The organism is Aeromicrobium sp. S22, assembly GCF_009661045.1.
Taxonomy (GTDB): Bacteria; Actinomycetota; Actinomycetes; order Propionibacteriales; family Nocardioidaceae; genus Aeromicrobium; species Aeromicrobium yanjiei.
The window spans coordinates 1013202-1034772 of the sequence record NZ_WJWV01000001.1; the positions used below are offsets into that span (position 1 = coordinate 1013202).

Annotated in this window: 18 protein-coding genes and 1 tRNA gene; 9 read left to right on the plus strand and 10 right to left on the minus strand. The window is 69.9% G+C overall.

Going from position 1 to position 21571, the window contains the following annotated elements; all coding sequences use genetic code 11:
* Positions 1 to 4 precede the first annotated feature (4 nt).
* The 7 genes from GEV27_RS04995 to GEV27_RS05025 all read right to left on the minus strand — a co-directional run bounded on the left by GEV27_RS04995 (position 5) and on the right by GEV27_RS05025 (position 9745).
* The gene (locus tag GEV27_RS04995; RefSeq protein ID WP_153653863.1) at positions 5 to 2002 is read right to left on the minus strand and encodes a proline/glycine betaine ABC transporter permease; all 1998 of its coding nucleotides are present in this window, start codon (positions 2000 to 2002) and stop codon (positions 5 to 7) included.
* Positions 1999 to 3033: a glycine betaine/L-proline ABC transporter ATP-binding protein gene (locus tag GEV27_RS05000; protein ID WP_153653861.1), complete on the minus strand. Its 1035-nt coding sequence runs from the start codon at positions 3031 to 3033 to the stop codon at positions 1999 to 2001. Before GEV27_RS05000 ends, GEV27_RS04995 begins: the two co-directional genes overlap by 4 nt.
* Positions 3030 to 4745, minus strand: a complete 1716-nt coding sequence (betA, locus tag GEV27_RS05005) for a choline dehydrogenase (RefSeq protein WP_153933604.1) — start codon at positions 4743 to 4745, stop codon at positions 3030 to 3032. Before betA ends, GEV27_RS05000 begins: the two co-directional genes overlap by 4 nt.
* The gene (locus GEV27_RS05010; protein ID WP_309222036.1) at positions 4742 to 6223 is read right to left on the minus strand and encodes an aldehyde dehydrogenase family protein; all 1482 of its coding nucleotides are present in this window, start codon (positions 6221 to 6223) and stop codon (positions 4742 to 4744) included. Before GEV27_RS05010 ends, betA begins: the two co-directional genes overlap by 4 nt.
* 118 nt (positions 6224 to 6341) lie before the next feature.
* Positions 6342 to 7166, minus strand: a complete 825-nt coding sequence (locus GEV27_RS05015) for an IclR family transcriptional regulator (protein WP_153653856.1) — start codon at positions 7164 to 7166, stop codon at positions 6342 to 6344.
* A gap of 51 nt (positions 7167 to 7217) precedes the next feature.
* Positions 7218 to 8087, minus strand: a complete 870-nt coding sequence (gene purU / locus GEV27_RS05020; protein ID WP_153933605.1) for a formyltetrahydrofolate deformylase — start codon at positions 8085 to 8087, stop codon at positions 7218 to 7220.
* A 2-nt stretch (positions 8088 to 8089) separates the two neighbouring features.
* On the minus strand, positions 8090 to 9745 hold the full coding sequence (locus tag GEV27_RS05025; protein WP_309222037.1) for a trimethylamine methyltransferase family protein: 1656 nt from the start codon (positions 9743 to 9745) through the stop codon (positions 8090 to 8092).
* Between GEV27_RS05025 and GEV27_RS05030 the strand changes: the two genes are divergently transcribed.
* From GEV27_RS05030 to GEV27_RS05050, 5 genes are read left to right on the plus strand one after another with little or no spacing between them, the layout of a single operon-like run.
* On the plus strand, positions 9669 to 10427 hold the full coding sequence (locus tag GEV27_RS05030) for an IclR family transcriptional regulator (protein WP_153653852.1): 759 nt from the start codon (positions 9669 to 9671) through the stop codon (positions 10425 to 10427). The two genes, GEV27_RS05025 and GEV27_RS05030, sit on opposite strands and share 77 nt — an antisense overlap.
* Positions 10424 to 11089: a corrinoid protein gene (locus tag GEV27_RS05035; RefSeq protein WP_153653850.1), complete on the plus strand. Its 666-nt coding sequence runs from the start codon at positions 10424 to 10426 to the stop codon at positions 11087 to 11089. The genes GEV27_RS05030 and GEV27_RS05035 overlap by 4 nt, the downstream gene beginning before the upstream one ends.
* Positions 11090 to 11117: 28 nt before the next feature.
* Positions 11118 to 12002 (plus strand): dihydropteroate synthase, encoded by an 885-nt coding sequence (locus GEV27_RS05040; RefSeq protein WP_309222038.1) that lies wholly within the window; start codon positions 11118 to 11120, stop codon positions 12000 to 12002.
* Positions 12002 to 13912 (plus strand): ASKHA domain-containing protein, encoded by a 1911-nt coding sequence (locus GEV27_RS05045; RefSeq protein ID WP_153933606.1) that lies wholly within the window; start codon positions 12002 to 12004, stop codon positions 13910 to 13912. Before GEV27_RS05040 ends, GEV27_RS05045 begins: the two co-directional genes overlap by 1 nt.
* Positions 13913 to 13967: 55 nt before the next feature.
* Complete coding sequence (locus GEV27_RS05050; protein ID WP_309222039.1) at positions 13968 to 14510, plus strand: DUF1638 domain-containing protein; 543 nt, start codon at positions 13968 to 13970, stop codon at positions 14508 to 14510.
* On the opposite strand, the gene GEV27_RS05055 is transcribed toward GEV27_RS05050, so the two are convergent.
* Positions 14507 to 15364: a methylenetetrahydrofolate reductase gene (locus GEV27_RS05055; protein WP_153933608.1), complete on the minus strand. Its 858-nt coding sequence runs from the start codon at positions 15362 to 15364 to the stop codon at positions 14507 to 14509. The two genes, GEV27_RS05050 and GEV27_RS05055, sit on opposite strands and share 4 nt — an antisense overlap.
* 111 nt (positions 15365 to 15475) lie before the next feature.
* On the opposite strand from GEV27_RS05055, the gene GEV27_RS05060 reads away from it, so the two are divergent.
* A tRNA-Leu gene (locus tag GEV27_RS05060) sits at positions 15476 to 15549 on the plus strand.
* 60 nt (positions 15550 to 15609) lie between these two features.
* The gene (locus GEV27_RS05065) at positions 15610 to 16752 is read left to right on the plus strand and encodes an HNH endonuclease signature motif containing protein (protein WP_153933609.1); all 1143 of its coding nucleotides are present in this window, start codon (positions 15610 to 15612) and stop codon (positions 16750 to 16752) included.
* Between the two features lie 14 nt (positions 16753 to 16766).
* Here GEV27_RS05065 and GEV27_RS05070 read toward each other — a convergent pair whose 3' ends face one another.
* Positions 16767 to 17462: a GAF and ANTAR domain-containing protein gene (locus tag GEV27_RS05070; RefSeq protein WP_194944131.1), complete on the minus strand. Its 696-nt coding sequence runs from the start codon at positions 17460 to 17462 to the stop codon at positions 16767 to 16769.
* Between the two features lie 118 nt (positions 17463 to 17580).
* Between GEV27_RS05070 and GEV27_RS05075 the strand changes: the two genes are divergently transcribed.
* Positions 17581 to 18561 carry an aldo/keto reductase gene (locus GEV27_RS05075; RefSeq protein WP_153933610.1) on the plus strand — a complete coding sequence of 327 codons (981 nt, stop codon included), beginning with the start codon at positions 17581 to 17583 and terminating at the stop codon, positions 18559 to 18561.
* Between the two features lies 1 nt (position 18562).
* Here GEV27_RS05075 and GEV27_RS05080 read toward each other — a convergent pair whose 3' ends face one another.
* Complete coding sequence (locus tag GEV27_RS05080; protein ID WP_153933611.1) at positions 18563 to 19108, minus strand: TetR/AcrR family transcriptional regulator; 546 nt, start codon at positions 19106 to 19108, stop codon at positions 18563 to 18565.
* Positions 19109 to 19196: 88 nt separating this feature from the next.
* Between GEV27_RS05080 and GEV27_RS05085 the strand changes: the two genes are divergently transcribed.
* Positions 19197 to 21554, plus strand: coding sequence for an acetyl-CoA acetyltransferase (locus GEV27_RS05085; RefSeq protein ID WP_153933612.1), 2358 nt, complete (start codon positions 19197 to 19199; stop codon positions 21552 to 21554).
* The last annotated feature ends 17 nt before the right edge of the window (positions 21555 to 21571 follow it).

The following is a 21571-nucleotide window of genomic DNA, read 5'->3' on the forward strand; positions in this document are numbered from 1 at the left end:
AACTTCATGTGCCCGTCCGCGCCCGGCGGGCCGACGTTCCTTGTGCCATCCGGTCGAGCATGATCGCGAGGGCGACGATGGCGATGCCCGCGGCGAGCCCCTTGCCGAACAGCTCGGCCTGGGTGAACCCGGCGTACACGAGATAGCCGAGCGCCCCGGCGCCGACGAGGCCGCCGATCACGACCATCGCGAAGACGTAGAGCATTCCCTGGTTGGCGGCGAGCTGGATGCCCTTGCGCGCCATGGGCAGCTGGACCTTCGTGATGATCTGCCAGCGGCTCGAGCCGGCCGACTCGGCGGCCTCGATGACGGTCGGTGAGACGTCGCGAATCGCGTCGCAGACCAGCTTGATCGCGACCGGGGACGCGTAGACGATGCCGGCCACGATCGCGGTGAAGCGCGTGGGGTCGAACAGGGCGAGGGCCGGCACGAGGTAGACGAACGGCGGCACCACCTGGGCGGCGTCCAGGACCGGCCGCAGCACGAGGTCGACGCGTCGGCTCTGCGCCATCCACACGCCGAGGACCAGGGCGAGGATCATCGTGAGGATCGTGGCCACCAGGGTCATCGTCAGCGTGACCATGCTGTCCTGCCAGAGGCCGACGCCGAGGATCACGCCGATGCACACGATCGTGGTGATGAGCGAGCGCAGCCCGCCGATCACGTAGGACAGCCCGATCAGCACGATCGCGACGAGCCACCACGGTGACTGGGCGATGAGCTCCTGCAGCGGGTTGAGCAGCCCGTACGTGATGGCGTCCTTGATCGCCCCCGTGACGGCCGCGGCGTTGTCGGAGAGCCAGACCGAGACCGAGTCGGCACCCTCCGCGAACGGGCGGCCGAGATCAGGCTTGTCGGGGAACTCGGCGAGGTCGAGGTACTGGCGCGAGAGCACGACGCACACGATCGCCGCGACGCCGCTCGCGGCGAGGCCGATCCAGCGGTTGCGGCGCCCGTGAGGGGTCGGGATCGCCTCGCTGCGGATGCTCGCCGCGGTGGTGACGCGGTCGAGCATGATCGCCATGATCACGATGCAGAGCCCCGCCGTCGCGGCACGGCCGACGTCGAGCGACTCCAGGGCCTTGATGACGGGCTTGCCGAGGCCGGGTCCGTCGATGAACGCGGCGATGGTCGCCATCGACAGGGCCGCCATGATCGTCTGGTTGACGCCGACGATGATCGTGCGCTTCGCCATCGGCAGCTGCACCTTGCGCAGCATCTGCGACCTGCTGGTGCCGAGCGACTGCATCGCCTCGATCGTCTCCTGCGAGACGCTGCGGATCCCGTGGGCGCTGATGCGGATGACCGGCGGCAGGGCGTAGATGAGGGTCACGATCACGGCCGCGGCGACGCCGATGCTGAAGAACAGGGTGATCGGCAGCAGGTAGACGAACGAGGGGAGCGTCTGGAGGCCGTCGAGGATGGGCGTCAGGACGCTCGTGGCCCGTCTGCTGCGGCCCATCCAGATGCCGACCGGGATGCCGATGACGAGGCAGATCGCGACCGACATGAACGTGACGATCAGGGTCTCCATGCTCTCGGTCCAGAAACCGAACAGGCCGAACGCAGCGAAGCTGACACCGGTCAGGACGGCCATCCGCCAGCCGGCGACGGCCAGGGCGATCCAGACCGCGACCGCGATGACCCCGAGCCAGCCGATCTCGGGCACGGGGCGCGGGAACGCCGGCTCGCTGACCAGCTCGGCCAGGAACTGTGCCACCGAGTCGAGGGCGTCGCTGATGTGGCCCAGTCCCTGCAGGATCGCGCTGGAGTCGCGGGCGGACTCGAGCTTGTCGCTGAGCTCGCCGAGCCAGTCCTGGAAGCCCGTGAGGTCCGAGCGCGCGAGCGGCCGGGTGTCCTTGCCGTTGAGGAGCGTCGCGACGACGGCGAAGACGATGAGGATCCCCGCGACGATCACGGCCCGGTTGGGCCGCCGGCCCTCGGGCGCCGGCGGCGGCGTCCGGACCTCCGGTTCCTCGGGTGCCAGCGTCGCGGTGCTCACGCCGCGCCTTTTTCTTCCGCGACGATGACCCGCAAGATGTCCTCGTCGGTCACGACGCCCAGGAGCCGGTCGTTCTCGACGACCTTGATGGGCTTGTCGGAGGCGAGCACCTGGCGGGCGGCGGTCTGGACGACGACGTCCGGGGCCAGCTCGGGTCCGTCGAGGGCCTCCCCGTCGAGGGGCGGCCGCATCACCCACTTGAGCGTCAGGACGTGCGACTTGGGGACCTCGCTGACGAAGTCGCGCACGTAGTCGTCCGCAGGCGCACCGACGACCTCGTCGGGAGTGCCGACCTGCACGACCTCGCCGTCGCGCATGATGAGGATGCGGTCACCGAGCTTGAGCGCCTCGGAGAGGTCGTGGGTGATGAAGACCATCGTCTTCTTGACCTCGTGGTGCAGCCGGATGACCTCGTTCTGCATGTCGCGGCGGATCAGCGGGTCGAGGGCCGAGAACGGCTCGTCGAACAGCAGCAGCGACGGGTCGACCGCGAGCGCCCGGCCGAGGCCCACGCGCTGCTGCATGCCGCCGGAGAGCTGGTCGGGGTACGACGAGGCGTTGCCCGACAAGCCGACGAGGTCGAGCACTTCCCGGGCCTTCGCGTGACGCTCCTTGCGGCCGACGCCGCGGACCTCCAGGCCGTACGCGACGTTGTCGAGGACACGGCGGTGGGGGAGCAGGCCGAAGTGCTGGAACACCATCGCGACGTGCTTGCGCCGCAGCTCGCGCAGCGCCGACTCCGACATCGTCAGCACGTCGGTGCCGTTGATCATGACCTCCCCGTCGGTGGGCTCGATCAGCCGGGTCAGACAGCGCACGAGGGTTGACTTGCCCGAGCCCGAGAGTCCCATGACGACGAACACCTCGCCCTGCTGCACCTCGAAGCTGACGTCCTTGACAGCTGCGACGCAGCCGGTCCTGCTGCGCAGCTCCTCGCGGGACAGGTCACCTTCGGGGCTGCCGGGGATCCGTGCGGCCCGGGGTCCGAAGACCTTCCAGAGGTTCTCCACCTTGACTGCGGGATCGGTCATGATTTCTCCTGCTTCGAGGGGACCGCGTTGCGCGGATCGCCCGGCGGGTGGAGGGGCGAGCCGTCGCGGAACCGATAGAACGGCACATCGGTCTCGGGCGGCAGGGGCGTGTTGCCGAGGATCAGGTCGGCGGCCTTCTCGGCGAGCATCATGACCGGCGCGTAGATGTTGCCGTTGGTGACGTATGGCATCGAGGAGGCGTCGACGACGCGCAGGCCCTCGACCCCGTGCACCCGCATGGTGAGGGGGTCGATCACGCTCATCTCGTCGGTGCCCATGCGCGCGGTGCACGACGGGTGCAGGGCGGTCTCGGCGTCCTTGGCGACCCAGTCGAGGATCTCCTGATCGGTCTCCACCTCGGGCCCCGGTGAGATCTCCCCGCCGTTGAACGGGTCGAACGCCGGCTGGTTGAGGATGCGCCGCGCGATGCGGACCATCTCGATCCACTCGCGCCGGTCGGTCTCGGTCGACAGGTAGTTGAAGCGGAGTGCGGGATGCCTCAGCGGATCGGTGGAGGTGATCTTGACCGATCCGCGCACGTCGCTGTACATCGGGCCGATGTGCACCTGGTAGCCGTGCTCGGCGGCCGGCTGCGATCCGTCGTAGCGGATCGCGATCGGCAGGAAGTGGAACATCAGGTTGGGGTAGTCCACGAGATCGTTGCTGCGCACGAAGCCGCCGGCCTCGAAGTGGTTGGTCGCGCCGACCCCCCGGCGCAGGAACAGCCACTCGGCGCCGATGCGCGGCTTGTGCCGGTGCTTGAGCCACGGACCGATCGAGACCGGCTGCGTGCTGGCGTACTGGATGTAGACCTCGAGATGGTCCTGCAGGTTCTCCCCGACGCCCGGCAGGTCCACCACCGGATCGATGCCGAGGGCACTGAGCTCGTCGGCGTTGCCGATGCCCGCCAGCTGCAGGACCTGGGGGGAGTTGATCGCGCCCCCGCACAGGATGACCTCTCCCGCAGTGATGCTGCGCCGCAGCCGTCCGCCGCGCAGGTAGTCGACCCCCACGACCCGGGTCCCCTCCATCCGCAGGCCGGTGACGTGGGCGAGGGTCTCGATCCGCAGGTTGGGCCGGTGCTTGACCGGATGCAGGTACGCGCGGGCCGCGCTCAGCCGGCGTCCCCGGTGCACGTTGCGGTCGAACCGGGCGAACCCCTCCTGCCGGTAGCCGTTGACGTCGTCGGTCGGCGGGTACCCGGCTTCCTCGGTCGCCCGGAGGAAGGCCCCGAAGAGCGGGTTGGTGCCGGGCCCGCGCTCGAGGATCAAGGGACCGGAGCCGCCGCGCCAGTCGTCGGCCCCGGCCAGGCAGGTCTCCATGCGCTTGAAGTACGGCAGGCAGCTCGCATAGCTCCATGACTCCATGCCCGGATCGGCGGCCCACCGCTCGTAGTCCAGGGGGTTGCCGCGCTGGAAGATCATCCCGTTGATGCTGCTCGAGCCGCCGAGGATCTTGCCGCGAGCGTGGAAGACCCGGCGGCCGGCCATGAACGGCTCTGGCTCGGACTCGTACTTCCAGTCGTACAGACGGTTGCCGATCGGATAGGGCAGGGCGGCCGGCATGTGGATGAACGGGTCGAGCCGGCTGTCGCTGCGGCCGGCCTCCAGCACCAGCACGGTGGTCGACGGGTCCGCGCTCAGGCGGTTGCCCAGTGCGGAGCCCGCGGAGCCGCCGCCCACGATGACGATGTCGTAGCGCTCGCGCTTCATGAGGGCCCCTTGCCGTCGAACCAGGCCTGGGGGGCGGGGTCGATGTTGTGCCAGATGTGCTTGGTCTCGCGGTACTCCTCGAGTCCGGCCAGGCCGAGCTCGCGTCCGAAGCCCGACTGCTTGTAGCCGCCCCACTCGGCCTGGGGGACGTACGGGTGGTAGTCGTTGATCCACACCGTGCCCATGCGAAGGCGACCGGCCACCCGCTCGGCGCGACCTGCGTTGCTGGTCCACACCGCGCCTGCCAGGCCGTAGATGCTGTCGTTGGCGGTGGCCACCGCATCGTCCTCGTCGACGAACGTCTCGACGGTCAGCACGGGGCCGAAGGACTCCTCGCGCACGACCTGCATGTCCGCGCGGCACGAACCGAGGATCGTGGGCAGGTAGTAGAAGCCGTCGTCGTACTGCGGACCCTCGGGGCGCGCGCCGCCGGTCAGCAGCTCGGCACCCTCGGCCAGTCCTGCCGCGACGTACGCCTCGATCTTGTCGCGGTGCGCCGCGCTGATGAGCGGACCGGTCTCGGCGTCGTCGTCGAACGGCCCGCCGATGCGGATGCGTTCGGCCCGTCGGACCAGCTCGGCCACGAACTCGTCGTGGATCGAGTCCTGCACCAGCAGTCGGGCGCCCGCGGAGCAGACCTGGCCCGAGTGCAGGAACACCGCGGTCAGCGCGAGGTCGAGCGCAGTCTCCCGGTCGGCGTCGGCGAAGACGATGTTGGGATTCTTGCCGCCGAGCTCCAGAGCGATCCGCTTGACCGTCGGAGCCGCCGAGGCCATGATCCCGCGTCCGGTCGTCAGGCCGCCGGTGAACGACACGAGGTCGACGTCAGGGTGCGACGTCAGCGTCGGACCGACATCGGGGCCGGCACCGAGGACGAGGTTCGCGACTCCCGCGGGCAGCCCGGCCTCCGTGAGTGCCTGCATCAGCCAGATCGCGGTCGAGGGGGTCAGCTCGCTCGGCTTGAGCACGAACGTGTTGCCGGCCGCGAGCGCCGGCGCGACCTTCCACGCCGTCTGCAGCAGCGGGTAGTTCCACGGGGAGATGAGTGAGCAGACGCCGACGGGCTCGTGGACGATGCGGCTGACCACGTCGGCGCGTCCGGCGTCGACCACCCGACCGCTCTCGGCGCCGGCGAGCCCCGCGAAGTGGCGGAAGACCCCCACGACGTCGTCGACGTCGTAGCGGGACTCGACGACCCGCTTGCCGGTGTCGAGCGACTCCAGCCGGGCGACGGTCTCCTTGTCCCGCTCGAGCAGGTCCGCGACACGGTGCAGCAGCGCTCCGCGCTCCAATGACGAGGTGGCGGGCCAGGGGCCGCCGTCGAACGCGCGCCGCGCTGCGGCGATCGCCAGCTCGGAGTCCTCGGGCCCACCTTCGGGGACCGTCGCGACCAGGCTGCCGTCCGCGGGGCAGCGGATCTCCCGGGTCCTTTGGGACGCTGCCTCGTGCCACGCCCCATCGACGAACAGTCCGGTCACCGCGGCTCCTCGCTATCGCGCGCCCAACGGTATGGGGTGCACGAGGGGGTCTACGTGTTGCTTATCGTGCAACATATGCCGGGCTACGCAACAACCTTGGCGGCAGTGGGCCGCCACGTCAAGCGTTTTCGGCAACCCCGCCGCGGTCGCGCGCGCGCCACCCCAGTCTTTCCGAGACCTCCTGGGCGGTCTCGACGACCGACCGCACGGTCTCGGACAGTCGCTCCTCGTCGAACCGGAACGTCGGCCCGGAGACCGACAGCGACGCGATCACGTCGCCGTGTGCATTGCGGACGGGGGCGGCGACGGCGGTGAGGCCGTGCTCGAGCTCGTCCATCGCGATCGCGTACCCGGCTTCGCGCACGGCGGCGACATCGGTGAGCAAGGCCTTGACCGTGGTGACCGTCGTGTCGGTGTAGGCCCTCAGCGGGGTGCTGACCGCAGCGCCGATCTCGGCGGGGTCGAGCCCGGACAGCAGCGCCTTGCCGTTCGCGGTCGCGTGCAACGGGATGCGCTGGCCGACCCAGTTGTGCGACTGCAGGGACGATCCCCCGGCGATCTGGTCGAGGTAGAGCGCGGCTCCCTCCGACAGCACCGCGATGTTGACCGTCTCACGGGTCGCGGCGGCCAGCGCCCGCGCGAGCGGCCGGGCCTCCTGGACCACGTCGAGACGGGCCGTGGTGGCGCCGGCCAGTCGCAGGATGCCGACGCCGAGGCGGTACTTGCCGCGGTCGTCGTTCTGCTCGACCAGGCCGCGGCGCTCGAGGGTGGCGATGAGCCGGAACGCGGTGGACTTGTGCACCTCGAGCTGAGCGGCGATGTCGGTGACTCCGGACTCGCCGTCGTGGGCCAGGATCTCCAGGATCGCCAGCGCCCGGTCGACGGACTGGACGGCGCTGGTGACCGCCTTCGCCCCGGCAGGGCGCGTCGCCTCGTTGCTCATGCCGTGACCATATTGCACGATCAGCAACACTGACGAGCGGGTCGGCCGGGGTCAGCGCGGGAAGACCACGACCCGTGAGCCGTCGAGCAGCAGGCGCTGCTCGGTGTGCCACTGGACGGCCGTCGCCAGCACCTGCGCCTCCACGTCCCGGCCGGCTCTGACCAGGTCGTCGGGCGTCATCCGGTGGTTCACCCGGGTCACCCCCTGCTCGATGATCGGCCCCTCGTCGAGATCGGGAGTCACGTAGTGCGCGGTCGCGCCGATCAGCTTGACCCCGCGGTCGTGCGCCTGGTGATAGGGCTTGGCGCCCTTGAAGCTGGGCAGGAAGGAGTGGTGGATGTTGATCACCTGGCCCCGCAGCCGCTGGCACGTGGTGTCGGACAGCACCTGCATGTAGCGGGCCAGGACGACCAGGTCGATCCGCAGCTCGTCGACCAGCTCGAGCAGGCGCGCCTCGGCTTCGTCCCGGGTGTCAGGGGTGACCGGCACGTGGTGGAACGGGACGTCGTACGAAGCCGCGAGGCGCTCGAAGTCGCGGTGGTTGGACACGACCGCGGGCACCACGATGTTGAGCGCGCCGGTGCTCTGGCGGAACAGCAGGTCATTGAGGCAGTGGCCGAACCGGGAGACCAGCACCAGCGTGCGGTAGGGGGCGACGGCCGAGAACAGGTGCCACGTCATGCCGTGCTCGTCGCCGACGCCCGCGAACGAGCTGCGCAGCTGCTCCAGCGGGACGTCCGCGGCCTCGAAGTGCACCCGCATGAAGAACTGGTTGCCCAGCGGGTCGTCGAACTGCTGCGAGTCCACGATGTTGCCCCCGACCTGCATGAGCCAGGACGACACCGCGAAGACCAGTCCCGGCCGGTCCCCGCAGGACAAGGTCAGCAGGTACGCCGGTGCGCGCCCCTCCTCGGCCGCCATCCTCAGTCGCCGAGCTCGGCGCGGCGACGGATCACGTACCGCTCGAGCTCCTCGCGGATGCCCTCGTCCAGCGGCGGCTGCTCGTACTCCTCGAGGCGCTTGCGATAGACGACCGAGGCCCGGTCGTTGGTGTCGAGGGATCCGTTGCGGGTCCACTTGTCGAAGTTGTCCGAGCTGGACAGGAACGGACGGTGGAAGCAGGTGCGGAAGCGCTCCATCGTGTGCATCGCGCCGAGGAAGTGCCCGCCGTGGCCGACCTCGACGTGGGCGTCGAAGGCGAGCGACGACTCGTCGATCTCCAGCGGCGTGAACTCGGCCCGCAGCATCTGCAGCAGCTCGACGTCCATCACGAACTTCTCGTAGCCCGCGACGAGCCCGCCCTCGAGCCATCCGGCGGAGTGCATGACCCAGTTCGCACCCGCCAGGAACGTGGGCATCAACGTCATGAGCGACTCGTAGCCGGCCTGCGCATCGGCCTGGTGCGCCGAGGTGAGGCCACCGCCGGAGCGGAACGGCAGGCCGAACCGGCGGGCGATCTGACCCGTGCAGAGCAGGCCGATTCCCGACTCCGGCGTGCCGAAGCACGGCGATCCCGACTGCATGTCGATGTTGGACAGGAACGAGCCGAAGATCACCGGCGTGCCCGGCCGCACCAGCTGGGCCAGAGCGATGCCCGAGAGCGCCTCGACGATCTGCTGCACGAGGGCTGCCGGGATCGTGACGGGGGACATCGCGCCCATGAGGATGAACGGGGTGAGGACGACCGGCTGGCCCGCGCGGGCGTACTCCAGCAGGGACTCCAGCATGCGGTCGTCCCAGCGCAGTGGCGAGTTGCAGTTGATCAGGGAGATCGAGACCGGCGTCTCCTCGATGGCCTCGCGGCCGCCGAACAGGATCTCGCCCATCGCGATGGTGTCGCGCGCATTGACCCCCGACACCACGTTGCCCATGTAGACCTTGTCGGTCAGGGTCTGCAGGGCGAGCAGCATGTCGAGGTGCCGCGAGTCGAGCGGGGTGTCGTACGGCTCGCAGATGATGCCGCCGGCGGAGTCGAGCTCGTCGTAGCCCTGCGCGAGCTTCGTGAAGTTGCGGAAGTCGTCCATCATGGCGTCCCGCCGGACCGCGCCCTCGCGGACGAACGGCGGGCCGTAGACACCGCTGAACGACATGAAGTCGCCGCCGATGTGCACGTTGTTGGCGGGGTTGCGGGCCTGGACGTCGAACTCGGGTGGCGCCTTGGCGACCTGGGCGAGCACGAACTCGGGGTCCAGGAAGACGGTGTTGTCGACGACCTTCTGGCCGGCCTGGCGGAACAGCTCGAGCGCGTCGTCGTGCATGAACTCGACGCCGACCTCGGTCATCAGCCGGCGCCAGGCCGTCTCGAGGGACGCCATCGCGTCCTCGGACAGGATCTCGTAGCGCGGCATCGTGTTCTTGAACATCGGACCTCCAACGACGGAGCGGGGCCGGGAGAAATCGCTGCACCGTTGTGCTTGACCCCTGCGATTCGGGATCCTACCCTCAAGTTGTGGAATTGTGGTTCCACAATATGGAACAAATGTGGCGAAAGGTCGCACCGCGATGAGCAACGGCACCCAGTCCCTCGATCGAGCCGCCGAGCTGTTGTCGCTCGTCGTGCGCGCCGAGGAACCGGTCACCTACACCTCGATCGTCGAGCAGACCGGACTGGCCAGGTCGACCGCGTCGCGCCTGCTGCAGAGCCTGGAGCGCAACGGCCTGCTCGAGCGCGATCCCGACGGGGCGTTCCGCGGCGGGACGTTGTTCGAGCACTACGCGCGCCGGTTCGACCGCGTCGAGGCGCTGGTCGCGACGGCCCAGCCCACGCTCGACCGGATCGCGGACGCGACGGGGGAGACGGTCAACCTCGCGGTGGCGCGGGCGGGCACGGTCGTCCAGGTCGCCCAGGTGGACTCCAGCTACATGCTCGGCGCGATGAACTGGGTGGGGATCGACGTGCCCCCGCACTGCTCCTCGCTGGGCAAGGTCATGCACGCCTTCGGGGCGCTGCCCATGCCCAGGGGGGAGATGGAGCGCAGGTCGCCGGCCACGATCACCGATCCCCACGCGTACCGCGAGGAGCTGGAGCTGGTGCGCGGCCGAGGGTTCGCGATCACGCGCGGCGAGCTGGAGCAGGGCCTCGACGGGGTCGCGGCTCCCGTGCGAGGAGACGACCAGCGGGTCGTCGCAGCGATCGGGGTGTCCGGACCGGCGTTCCGCCTCGAGGACTCCCACAAGAGCATCGGTGACCTCCTGGTGGCCGAGTCCCAACGGCTGACCGGGCTGCTCGCCCGGCACGCACGAAAGGTATCCCCGGCATGACTCCTGACGAAGTGCTGCAAGGGCTGTACGACGAGACGCTGGTCGGCAACGCCCCGCGGGTGCTTGAGCTCACCACCATGGGCATCGACATGGGGATGGGGCCCGAGACCCTCCTGTTCGACGCGCTGATCCCCTCCCTGGAGGAAGTCGGCGCCCGGTTCGAGCGGGGCGACTTCTTCGTCCCGGAGATGCTCATCGCCGGCCGCGCGATGAGCGGGGCGCTCGACGTGCTGCGCCCGCTGCTGGCCGAGACCGGCGCCGAGACGGTCGGCACGTTCCTCATGGGGACGGTCAAGGGCGACGTGCACGACATCGGCAAGAACCTGGTCAACATCATGCTGGAGGGCGCCGGTTTCCACGTCATCGACCTCGGCGTGCAGGTCGCGCCCGAGAAGTTCATCGAGGCGATCACCGAGCACCAGCCCGACATCGTCGGCATGTCGGCGTTCCTCACCACGACGATGCCGATGTTCAAGGCCAACATCAACGCCCTCGAGAAGGCGGGCATGCGCGACCAGGTGATCGTCATGGTCGGCGGCGCCCCGGTCACGCAGGAGTACGCGGATGCAGTCGGCGCCGATGCCTATGCGCCGGACGCCTCCGCCACGGTCAAGAAGGCCAAGGACCTGATCGCCAAGCGCCGCGCGTCCGTCGCGGTCTGACCACCGACCCACAGCCAGGAGCCGCCCCGTGCACACCGTCATCCGATCGGCCAGCAAGGAGGTCGTGCTCGGTCACGACCAGAAGTTCTGCATCATCGGCGAGCGCATCAACCCGACGGGGCGGCGCATCTTCCAGGAGCAGCTGCGAGCGGGCGACCTGTCCGCGATCGAGCGGGACGTCGCAGCGCAGGTGGCCGGGGGAGCGATGGTGCTCGACGTCAACATGGGTGTCCCCCTGACCGACGAAGCCGATCTGCTGGGCCGGGCGATCACGCTGGTGCAGAGCACCTGTGACCTGCCGATCTGCATCGACTCCTCGGTCGTCGAGGCGCTCGAGGTGGGCCTGAAGGCGTACGAGGGACGCGCGCTGGTCAACTCCATCACCGCCGAGGACGACCGGATGGCCGCGATCCTCCCGCTGGTCAAGAAGTACGACGCGGCCGTGATCGCGCTGCCCAACGACCACGACGAGATCCCGATGGAGCCCGAGAAGCGCATCGCGCTGGTCGAGAAGATCGTGCGGGTCGCGACCACCGAGTACGGCATCGCGATCGAGGACATCGTGATCGACCCGCTGGCGATGCCGATCGGCGCCGACCCCCAGGTGGGCCGCTCGTTCTTCACCACGGTCTCGATGATCCGCGAGCGGTGGGGGCTCAACACGACGTGCGGCGCGGGCAACAACTCGTTCGGCATGCCGGGCCGTGACGACCTCGGGGCCTCGTTCCTGCCCATGGCCATCGCGTCGGGCCTGACCTCCGCGATCATGGACGCCCGCAGCCCTCGCATGGTCCGCGCGGTCCGCGCCGCCGACGTGGTGATGGGCAACGACGAGTGGGGCATGGCCTGGATCTCCGAGCACCGGGCGGCCCAGGCTGCGGAGAAGGCGGCCCAGGAGGCCGCGAGCGCCTGATGAGCGAGCCGCCGCGTCGCTCCCGGGCGATCCACGTCGACGAGGACGCCGAGCAGGCGGCCCATCCCGAGTGGGACGGGACAGGGCGCCTGCGGCTGCACTTCACCCCGGCCGACCGGGAGGTGCGCGTCCCGCCCGCGGTGTCGGTCTTCGATGCCGCCAGCTGGAACGGCATCGCGGTCGACTCCACGTGTGGTGGCCACGGCACGTGCAAGAAGTGCAAGGTCAGGATCCTCGACGGCTCGATCCCCGTGTCGCCCATGGACCAGCGCGCGTTCGGGCCCGATCAGCTGGCCGAGGGCTGGCGGCTCGCGTGCCTCGCGGCGGTCCACAGCGATCTGTCCGTCGAGATCCCGCCGCTGACGACGCGTCCCAAGGCCGCGACGGTCGGGGTGGGGCGACAGGTCATCCTGCGCCCCGCGATCCAGAAGCGGTACGTCGAGCTGTCCGAGCCGACGCTGTCCGACCAGGTCCCCGACGTCGACCGGCTGCTCGCGGCCATCGACGACCTGGAGCCGGCGGTCAGCCTGCACGCGCTGCGGCGCATCCCCACCGTGGTCCGCGCGGCCGACTGGAAGGTCACCGCGGTCATCGTGGACGACCAGCTGATCGACGTGGAGCCGGGCGACACCTCGGCGACCCATCACGCGCTGGCGTTCGACCTCGGCACCACGACCGTCGTCGCGACGCTGCTCGACACCACAACCGGCACGCCGGTGGCAGTCGCCTCGATGCTCAACAAGCAGCAGCCGTTCGGCGGCGACGTGATCACCCGCATCAGCGCCACCATGATGGACCCGGACGTCCTGCCGCGGCTCACCGAGCTGGCGAAGGACACGCTCGCCGAGCTCACCGACAACGTCTGCACCGAGGCGGGCATCGATCCCGGCCAGGTCTACGAGATCGCGCTCGCGGGCAACGCGACGATGGTCTCCCTGCTGCTCGGCATCGATCCCGAGCCGATCGGCGTCGCCCCGTTCATCCTCAGCTCGCGGACCACCCCGACCCTCGCGGCCGCAGACCTCGGGGTCGCGATCCACCCGGCCGCGCCGGCGTACGTCCTGCCCTCGCTCGGCGCGTACGTCGGGGGCGACATCGTGGCCGGCACCCTGGCCTCGGGGATGGACCGCGACAAGCGCCTGCGCCTGTTCATCGACGTCGGCACCAACTGCGAGATCGTCCTCGGCGACGGTGAGCGCCTGCTGTCCACCGCGGCGCCGGCCGGTCCGGCGTTCGAGGGCGGGCAGATCCGCTGCGGGATGCGCGCCGCCGACGGGGCGATCGAGGTCGTCGCGCTGACCCCCGAGGACGTCGAGCTGCAGGTCATCGGCGACGTCGAGCCCCGGGGCTTGTGCGGATCGGGTCTCGTCGACGCGGTGTCCGAGCTCGTGCGGATCGGTCTGCTCGACCGATCGGGCCGGCTGATCAGCGAGGAGGCCGCCCGGGAGCTCGTGCCCAAGCTCGCCGGACGGCTCGTGCAGATCGGGGAGGAGCGCGTCTTCGTCCTGCACTGGGCCGGCGCCGAGGGCGACGTCGCGGAGTCCACCTACATCTCGCAGCGCGACGTCCGTGAGCTGCAGTTCGCGAAGGCGGCCATCTCGACGGGCTGGACGCTCCTGCTGGAGGAGATGGGCGTCGAGGCGCAGGACGTGCAGCAGGTCCTCCTCGCGGGCTCTTTCGGCTCCTATCTCTCCCCGGCCAGTGCGATCCGGATCGGGCTCGTCCCGCGGCTTCCCGTCCTGCGCATCGTCAGCGCCGGCAACGTGGCGGGCGAGGGCGCCAAGATGACCCTGCTCAGCAAGGCCGAGCGGGCCGGCGCCGAGGCGCTGCTGAAGGAGGTGTCATATGTCGAGCTCTCGGACCGACCGGACTTCAACGACCGGTTCGTCGACCTCCTCGCCTTCCCCTAGCGGTGCGGACGCCCGCCGGACCGCCGTGATCGCGTGCGGGGCGATCGCCCGGCCCGTGGCCGAGATCGTCCGGTCGCACGACTGGCCGGTCGACGTCCACCCACTGCCGCCGCTGCTCCACAACGCCCCTCACCTGATCGCGTCGGAGGTCGAGGGGCTTCTCGTCACGCTCCGACCGGCGTACGCCACCGTGGCGATCGCCTATGCCGACTGCGGGACCTACGGAGAGCTGGACGCGGTGTGCGAGCGGCACGGCGTGCGCCGTCTGGCCGGACTGCACTGCTACGACGTCCTCGGTGGCCCCGACCGGATGCGCGCGATGTTCGAGCAGCAGCCCGGCACGTACGTCCTGACCGACTTCCTGGTGCGCTCGTTCCGGCGGACCGTGGTGCAGGAGCTCGGGCTCGACCGGTACCCCGAGCTGCGTGAGGACTACTTCGGGCACTACACCCGGGTGGTGTGGCTCGCGCAGGAGCCCGACACGGAGCTGCGGGCCCTGGCGGTGGATGCCGCGTCCCTGATCGGTCTCCCACTGACCGAGGTCGACGTCGGCCTGGGCGGGCTGGACCGCTCGATGCGGGCGTTGCTGCAGGTCTAGGCGATCGCGGCGGTCGCGAGTCGCCCGAGCAGCTCCTGGCGCCAGGCCTCGGTCTCGGCGACCTGGTTGAACGTGAACAGGTGGAGGCCCTCGACGTGGGACGCCGGCTCCTGGGTGGTCGGGGCGATGCGCTCGAGGAACTTCTCCGGGCTGAAGCCGCCGGGCATCGCGATCCGCGCGAAGACGGACTTGTTCTTGGCCAGGAAGCGGGTCGACTCGCTCACGCCGATCTTGGTGGCCATCGAGAGGAGCTTGGTGCGCTCGACCGGACCCGGCATCCCGATCAGCAGCGGCATGACGGCACCGCGGGAGCGCACCCGTTGCACCCAGGTGCGTACGAGCTGGGGATCGAAGCACAGGTTGCTGACCAGGGTCGTCGCGTGGTGGCGCTTGTCCCACATGGCCTGCACCGTGACGTCGTCGGCGATGGTGGGGTGGGACTCGGGATATCCGGTCACGCCCACGTGGCGGAACGGGCTGCCCATCGCGGTCAGGTCGTGCAGCAGGTCCAGCGAACCGGAGTAGTCGCCGACCGCATCGGCGTCGCCCGCCGGCACGAAGACGCTGTCGATGCCGGCCGCTTGGAGGCGCTCGACGATCTCGGTGAGCTCGTCGCGTCCGCTGATCATCCGGGCTGCCAGGTGTGGCACCGCCACGTATCCGTGACCGGCGAGCCGCTCGGCCAGGTCCAACGTCGCGCCGAGGCCCTTGCCCGGGGACGCGGTGATCGTCATCGTGTGGCCCCGGGGGACCGACGCGAGGATCTTGTCCTCGATCGACGCGGTGGGCAGGACCTCGTAGCGAGAGCTCTCGAGCAGCCGCCGCAGTTCTCGTGCTGTCGATCTGTTGCGCATGAGGCAACTCATTTCGTGATACGCACCGGATGGTCAGACTATCGGCAACGCGGGGATCGCGGAAGGGTTGCCGACCGGGCGGAGGTCGCCCCGCCGCTAGGCTGGCCACCCGCTCCCGTAGCCCAACTGGCAGAGGCAGATGGCTTAAACCCGTCACAGTGTGGGTTCGAATCCCACCGGGAGCACCGAAATTCCGCTGTGATCACGGCAGATGGGGTGTCGGTGGCGACCTCTAGGTTGGAGGTATGGCCACCACCACAGCACCGACGACAGAAGACCTGTCCGACGTCGTGCGCTGGCAGGCCCGGGCCGAGGCGTACGCGATCGGGCGGATGGTCGACTATCGCGACGCGGAGATGGCCCGCACTGCACTGATCGAGTCGTCGCTTCGGCGCAAGATCGAGCGGTCGGCGATCGCGTTGACGATCGGTGAGGCGACTGGGATGTCCGAGGCGCAGATCCACCTGCGACTGTCGATCGCCGACCGCGTGCGCGAGAAGACACCACTCGTGTGGGCCTCCTTTGTGGACGGGTTGATCGACTTCAACCGGGTGGGTGACATCAGCGCGACGATCGAGAAGCTGCACCGGGACGAGTCCATTGCCCGGCTCGAGGGCCGGGTGATCGGCTACGCCACCGACCACACCGGCGCCGAGCTACGGCAGTGGCTGCGGCGGTTCGTCCAGCGGGTCGAGGCTGACCTCGCCACCGAACGCGCCGACACCGAGCGCGCCGACCGGCATGTGTCCGTGGCTCACGGGGACGACTCGATGTCCTGGCTGAACGCCTACCTGCCCTCCCATCAGGCTGCGGCCATCGAGGCCCGTCTTCGCAAGCAGGCTCGCAAGCCGGTCGATCCCGATGACGACCGCACGGTCGCTCAGCGCGAGGCCGATCTGTTGGTGGCCTGGTGCACCAGCTCGGACGCCGTCACCTCAGCCGTTGACGCGAACATTGCCGTCACCGTCTCCGCCGACGTGCTCGCCGGGGCTACGCCCGGTTTCGCGGAGTCCACCGACGGCGCCTGGGCCGTCCCAGCCCCCTGGCTCGCCGAGCTGGTCGCCACCGGCAGCACGTTCTGGCACCGCATGGTCGTCGACCCCGTCACCGACGACGTCCTGGCCCACGAATACGTGGGCCGTTTCGCACCCGACACCCTCGCTCTGGCGCTTCGGTTCCTGCACGGCGTCTGCCAGGCACCCGGGTGCAGGGTGCCGTCCGAACGCTGCGATCTCGACCACCGAATACCCCACCCGGTTGGTCCGACGACCGGAGACAACATGGGACCGCTGTGCCGACGACATCATCACCTCAAGGGGCACGGCCTGCTGCACTGGTCGACCAGCCCACCGGGCACACCCATCGTGATGGAGTACGTCGCCGCCTGACCTCCGCCTGCGACTCAGCTGAAGAGATCGGGCCGTACGCCGTGCTCGACGATCTCGGCCGCGATGAGGTGCAGCTTGATGTTGCGTGTCTGGGAGACGCGGACGAGGGCCGCGAACGCTTGGTCGCCCGTGATGCCCAGGAGCTGCATGAGCATGCCCTCGGCCTGGCCGATGACCGTGCGGCTGAGAAGCGCGGACTCCAGGTCGTCCTGCTGCGTCGACGCGGCGACGGCCACAGCGACGTGCGCCGAGAGGGCCATCGCCGTCGCCCGCTGGTCCACGGGGAACGCTCCCGGTGCGCGGGAGTACAGGTTCAGGCTCCCGAGCGACTGGGAGCCGACGAAGAGCTGGAGCGCGAGGACGCTGCGCACGCCGAGCTCGTCCGCGGCTCGCTTGGCCCACTGGGGCCACCTGTCCTCGCTGAGCAGGTCCTCCGCGTAGATGGTCTCCTGCTCGGAGATGCTCTGCAGGTCGGGTCCCTCGCCAGCCTCCTGCTGCAGCTGGTCGGCCCGGGCGGCGATGTCGTGTGTCGGGGCGACGGTCTGGATGCCGCCGCGCTTCGTGACCAGTGAGATGCCTGCGTAGTCGCAGCCGTCGATGATCGCCACGGCGGTCGCGGTCGCGTTCTCGAGGGTGGCCGTGACGCCCGGCTCGTTGCTGAGGGCGCGGGCGATGTCGGAGAACTTGTCGCCGGACGCGTCGTTGGACATGCCTCGATTCTGGCAAGTAGCGGGCATCTGCGCCACGCGGATGGTTCGGATCGGCAGGCGGGGGTAGATGGCCGTGAGAGGTCCGCCGGGCCGGCCCCCACCTCGAAGGAGCAACGCCATGGAGACACGCACACTGGGTCGTACGGGACGGGACGTCTCGGTCGTCGGGCTCGGCACCTGGCAGCTGGGCGCCGACTGGGGCGACGTCGACCACGACGAGGCGCTCGCGGTGCTCGACGCGGCGGTCGAGGAAGGCGTCACGTTCTTCGACACCGCCGACGTCTACGGCGACGGACGCAGCGAGCAGCTGATCGGGGAGTACCTGCGCTCGCGTCCGGACGCGGACATCTTCGTCGCGACCAAGATGGGTCGCCGGGTCGATCAGGACCCCACGAACTTCACGATGGACGCCTTCCGGGCCTGGACCGACCGATCACGCGCGAATCTCGGCGTCGACACCCTCGACCTGGTCCAGCTGCACTGCCCGCCCTCTGCGGTGTTCTCCGACGAGCGTGTCTTCGAGGACCTCGACACCTTGGTGCAGGAGGGCGCCATGGCGGCCTACGGCGTGAGCGTCGAGACGGTCGAGGAGGCGCTCATCGCGATCCGTCGTCCGTACGTCGCCTCGGTCCAGATCATCTTCAACGCCTTCCGGCTCAAGCCGCTGGACGAGGTCCTGCCCGCGGCTCGCGCGGCCGGGGTGGGCATCATCGCCCGCGTGCCGCTGGCCTCGGGGCTGCTGTCGGGGCGTTACACCGCCGACACCACGTTCGCCGCAGACGACCACCGGACGTTCAACCGCTCGGGCGACGCCTTCGACGTGGGCGAGACGTTCTCCGGCGTCGACTTCGAGACCGGCGTCCGTGCCGCCCAGGAGTTCGCGGACCTCGTGCCCGAGGGCGTCGAGCCCGCGCAGGCCGCGATCGCGTGGATCCTCGCGCAGGACGGCGTCACCTCGGCGATCCCGGGAGCCCGCAACGTGAAGCAGGCGCGCGGCAACGCGGCGGCCGCGCAGGTCGTCCTCCCGGAGGGCTTCGATGCCGGCGTGCGCGACATCTACGACCGCCTGCTGCGCGACGAGATCCACCCGCGCTGGTAGCTCAGGCGTGGGCGGCGGCCAGCACGAAGTCGACCATTGACGCGGCCAGCTCCTCGATGTCGGCCCCGTCCATGGCTTGCGGTGTCACCAGCGCGTGCATCAGTGCGCCGCCCAGCAGGGTGTCGAGCACGAGCGTGACCGAGACGTCCGCGGGGACGTCGCCGCGCTGGATCCCGCGTCGTACGGTCGCGCGGGCGGCAAGTGCCTGGGACTCGCGCCAGGTGTCCCAGGTCTCGCGCAGCTCGGGTGTCAACGAGGCCTCGGTTGCCATGCGGAACGCGGCCTCCTTGAGGTCGCCGAAGTAGTAGCGCAGGTGGTGGGTGACGATCAGGCGCAGGTCCTCCCGCAGCGAGCCGGTGTCGACGTCCGCGACGGTGGCGAGCGTCGTGACGAGGGAGTCGACGAGGAGGTTCTTGCGGTCGGTCCAGCGCAGGTAGATCGACGCCTTGCCGACTCCCGCCTCGCGGGCGACCGCCTCGATGCTGAAGCCCGACCAGCCGGTGCGGCCGTAGACCCGGCACGTGGCATCGCGGACCCGTCGCTCCATCTCCGGATCACGCGGTCGACCCAGGGTGCGATTTGTGATGGTCGTCACCTCCTTATTACTGAACGGCAATCGTCAGTATCATCATCTCATGAGTGCTCCCGTGGATCCTCGAACTCCCGTCCTCGTCGGTGTCGGCCAGTTCGCAGAGCGGGTCGACGACCCGGACTACCGCGGTCTCTCCGCCGTGGGGCTTGCCGCGGAGGCGGCCCGCAACGCCTTGGCGGACGCGGGGGCCCCGGACCTGGCCGCCGCGATCGACACCCTCGCGGCGATCCGGCAGTTCGAGATCTCGACGCCGATCGGCTTCGCTCCGCTCGGGCGCTCGGCGAACGTCGCGCGTTCGATCGCGCGGGACATCGGTGCGGATCCGGACCGCGCGATCCTGGAGGTCGCCGGTGGCCAGGGCCCGCAGCACCTCGTGTCCGAGCTGGGGGAGACGATCACCCGCGCCGAGGCAGACGTGGTGCTGCTCGTGGGCTCGGAGGCGATCTCGACGGCCCGGCACCTGTCGCAGGCGGAGGACAAGCCTGACTTCAGTGACGAGCCGGGCGGATCGGTCGAGGACCGCGGCTACGGGCTGAAGGGCGTCGTGACGGTCGCCCAGGTGCGGCACGGCCTGACGGACACGCCCAGCCAGTACGCGCTGCTCGAGCACGCACGCCGAGCGAGGCTCAAGACCGACCGCGAGACGTACGCGCAGTCGATGGGCGAGCTGTTCGCGCCGTTCTCGCGCGTCGCCGCAGCCAACCCGCTGTCGGCGGCGCCGACGGAGCGCTCCGCCGAGGAGCTCGTGACCGTGACCGAGCGCAACCGCATGGTTGCCGATCCCTACACGAAGTTCTTGGTCGCCCGTGACCAGGTCAACCAGGCCGCCGCGGTGCTGATGATGTCGGTCGAGGCGGCGCGCCGACTGGGCGTCCCGGAGGACCGGTGGGTCTTCGTGCATGGACGCGCCGACACCGCGGAGCGCCCCATCATGGACCGCCCGGACCTCGGCGCAAGCCCCGCCGCGGTGCTCACGGTGTCGCACGCGCTCGACGTGGCCGGGATCGGGGTCGACGACCTGGCCCACCTGGACCTCTACAGCTGCTACCCGATCGCGGTCTCGGCCGTGTGCGACGGTGTCGGCCTCGCCGCGGAGGACCCGCGTGGGCTCACGGTCACCGGTGGCCTGCCGTTCTTCGGGGGAGCGGGCAACAACTACTCGATGCATGCGATCGCGGAGATCGTGGACCGTGTGCGAGCGACGCCCGGCTCGTACGGGATGGTCGCCGCCAACGGCGGGATCCTGTCGAAGTACTCGGTCGGCGTGTACGCGACCACGCCCCGGCCGTGGCCCGTCGTGGACAACGACGTGCTGCAGGAGGAGCTGGACGCGGAGCCGAGCGCCCACACGACGTCCACGCCCAACGGCTGGGCCACGATCGAGACCTACACGGTCAAGCACGAGCGCAGCGGACCGACGGGCATCGTCGTGGGCCGGCTCGAGTCCGACGGCAGGCGGTTCCTGGCCTCGACCGTCTCGGGGGACCAGGACGTCGTCGACCTGCTGCTGGGGGACGCCGAGCCGCTCGGCTCGCGGGTCTTCGTCCGGTCGTTCGGCTACGGCAACCGGGTCACCCTGACCCGCGAGCGGGCGGACGAGCTGCTCCCCGTTCCCCGGGTGGGCCTGCGCGAGGACTACGAGCACGTCGTCGTGCACCGTGACCATCACGTCCTGGAGGTCACGATCAACCGCCCGGACGTCCGCAACGCCCTTCACGCGGCTGCGCACGTCGAGCTCGAGCAGGTCTTCGACGCGTTCGAGGCCGATCCCGAGCTCTGGGTCGCGATCATCACCGGCGCCGGGAAGGACGCGTTCTGCGCCGGCAACGACCTGACCGCGACGACGGGCGACCTGCCGTGGTTCCCCGACAGCGGATTCGGCGGCCTCACGTCACGCCGTCTGCGCAAGCCGGTCATCGCCGCGGTCAACGGAGCCGCGATGGGCGGCGGCTTCGAGATCGTCCTGGCCTGCACGCTGGCGGTCGCGGACGAGTCGGCGACGTTTGCGCTGCCCGAGGTCAAGGTGGGGCTGTTCGCCGCTGCCGGTGGCGTCGTCCGGCTCCCGCGGGCTGTCCCGGAGAAGGTCGCGAACGAGATGATCCTGACCGGCCGGTCGATCGGCGCGGAGGAGGCGATCCAGCTGGGACTGGTGACCCGCACGGTCCCCAAGGGTGACGCGCTGGCGGCCGCCCGCCGGCTGGCGCAGGAGGTCGTCGCGGTCTCGCCGACGTCGGTGCGACTCTCGCTGGAGGCGATGGAGCAGACCCGCGGCATCGCCGACCCGGTCGAGGCGGCCCGTCACGAGACGGACGCGATGGACCAGCTGCTGATCAGCGAGGACACCCTCGAGGGGATCATGGCGTTCGGGGAGAAGCGCGCGCCTCAGTGGAAGAACCGCTGAGGCGGACGCGCACCGCG

What these genes read in the sequence shown, in the direction of transcription:
- GEV27_RS05000 (WP_153653861.1), bottom strand. Translation starts at nt 3,033, where the DNA reads ATGACCGATCCCGCAGTCAAGGTGGAGAACCTCTGGAAGGTCTTCGGA.
- betA (WP_153933604.1), bottom strand. Translation starts at nt 4,745, where the DNA reads ATGAAGCGCGAGCGCTACGACATCGTCATCGTGGGCGGCGGCTCCGCG.
- GEV27_RS05015 (WP_153653856.1), bottom strand. Translation starts at nt 7,166, where the DNA reads ATGAGCAACGAGGCGACGCGCCCTGCCGGGGCGAAGGCGGTCACCAGC.
- purU (WP_153933605.1), bottom strand. Translation starts at nt 8,087, where the DNA reads ATGGCGGCCGAGGAGGGGCGCGCACCGGCGTACCTGCTGACCTTGTCC.
- GEV27_RS05030 (WP_153653852.1), top strand. Translation starts at nt 9,669, where the DNA reads ATGAGCAACGGCACCCAGTCCCTCGATCGAGCCGCCGAGCTGTTGTCG.
- GEV27_RS05035 (WP_153653850.1), top strand. Translation starts at nt 10,424, where the DNA reads ATGACTCCTGACGAAGTGCTGCAAGGGCTGTACGACGAGACGCTGGTC.
- GEV27_RS05045 (WP_153933606.1), top strand. Translation starts at nt 12,002, where the DNA reads ATGAGCGAGCCGCCGCGTCGCTCCCGGGCGATCCACGTCGACGAGGAC.
- GEV27_RS05055 (WP_153933608.1), bottom strand. Translation starts at nt 15,364, where the DNA reads ATGCGCAACAGATCGACAGCACGAGAACTGCGGCGGCTGCTCGAGAGC.
- GEV27_RS05065 (WP_153933609.1), top strand. Translation starts at nt 15,610, where the DNA reads ATGGCCACCACCACAGCACCGACGACAGAAGACCTGTCCGACGTCGTG.
- GEV27_RS05070 (WP_194944131.1), bottom strand. Translation starts at nt 17,462, where the DNA reads ATGTCCAACGACGCGTCCGGCGACAAGTTCTCCGACATCGCCCGCGCC.
- GEV27_RS05075 (WP_153933610.1), top strand. Translation starts at nt 17,581, where the DNA reads ATGGAGACACGCACACTGGGTCGTACGGGACGGGACGTCTCGGTCGTC.
- GEV27_RS05080 (WP_153933611.1), bottom strand. Translation starts at nt 19,108, where the DNA reads ATGGAGCGACGGGTCCGCGATGCCACGTGCCGGGTCTACGGCCGCACC.
- GEV27_RS05085 (WP_153933612.1), top strand. Translation starts at nt 19,197, where the DNA reads ATGAGTGCTCCCGTGGATCCTCGAACTCCCGTCCTCGTCGGTGTCGGC.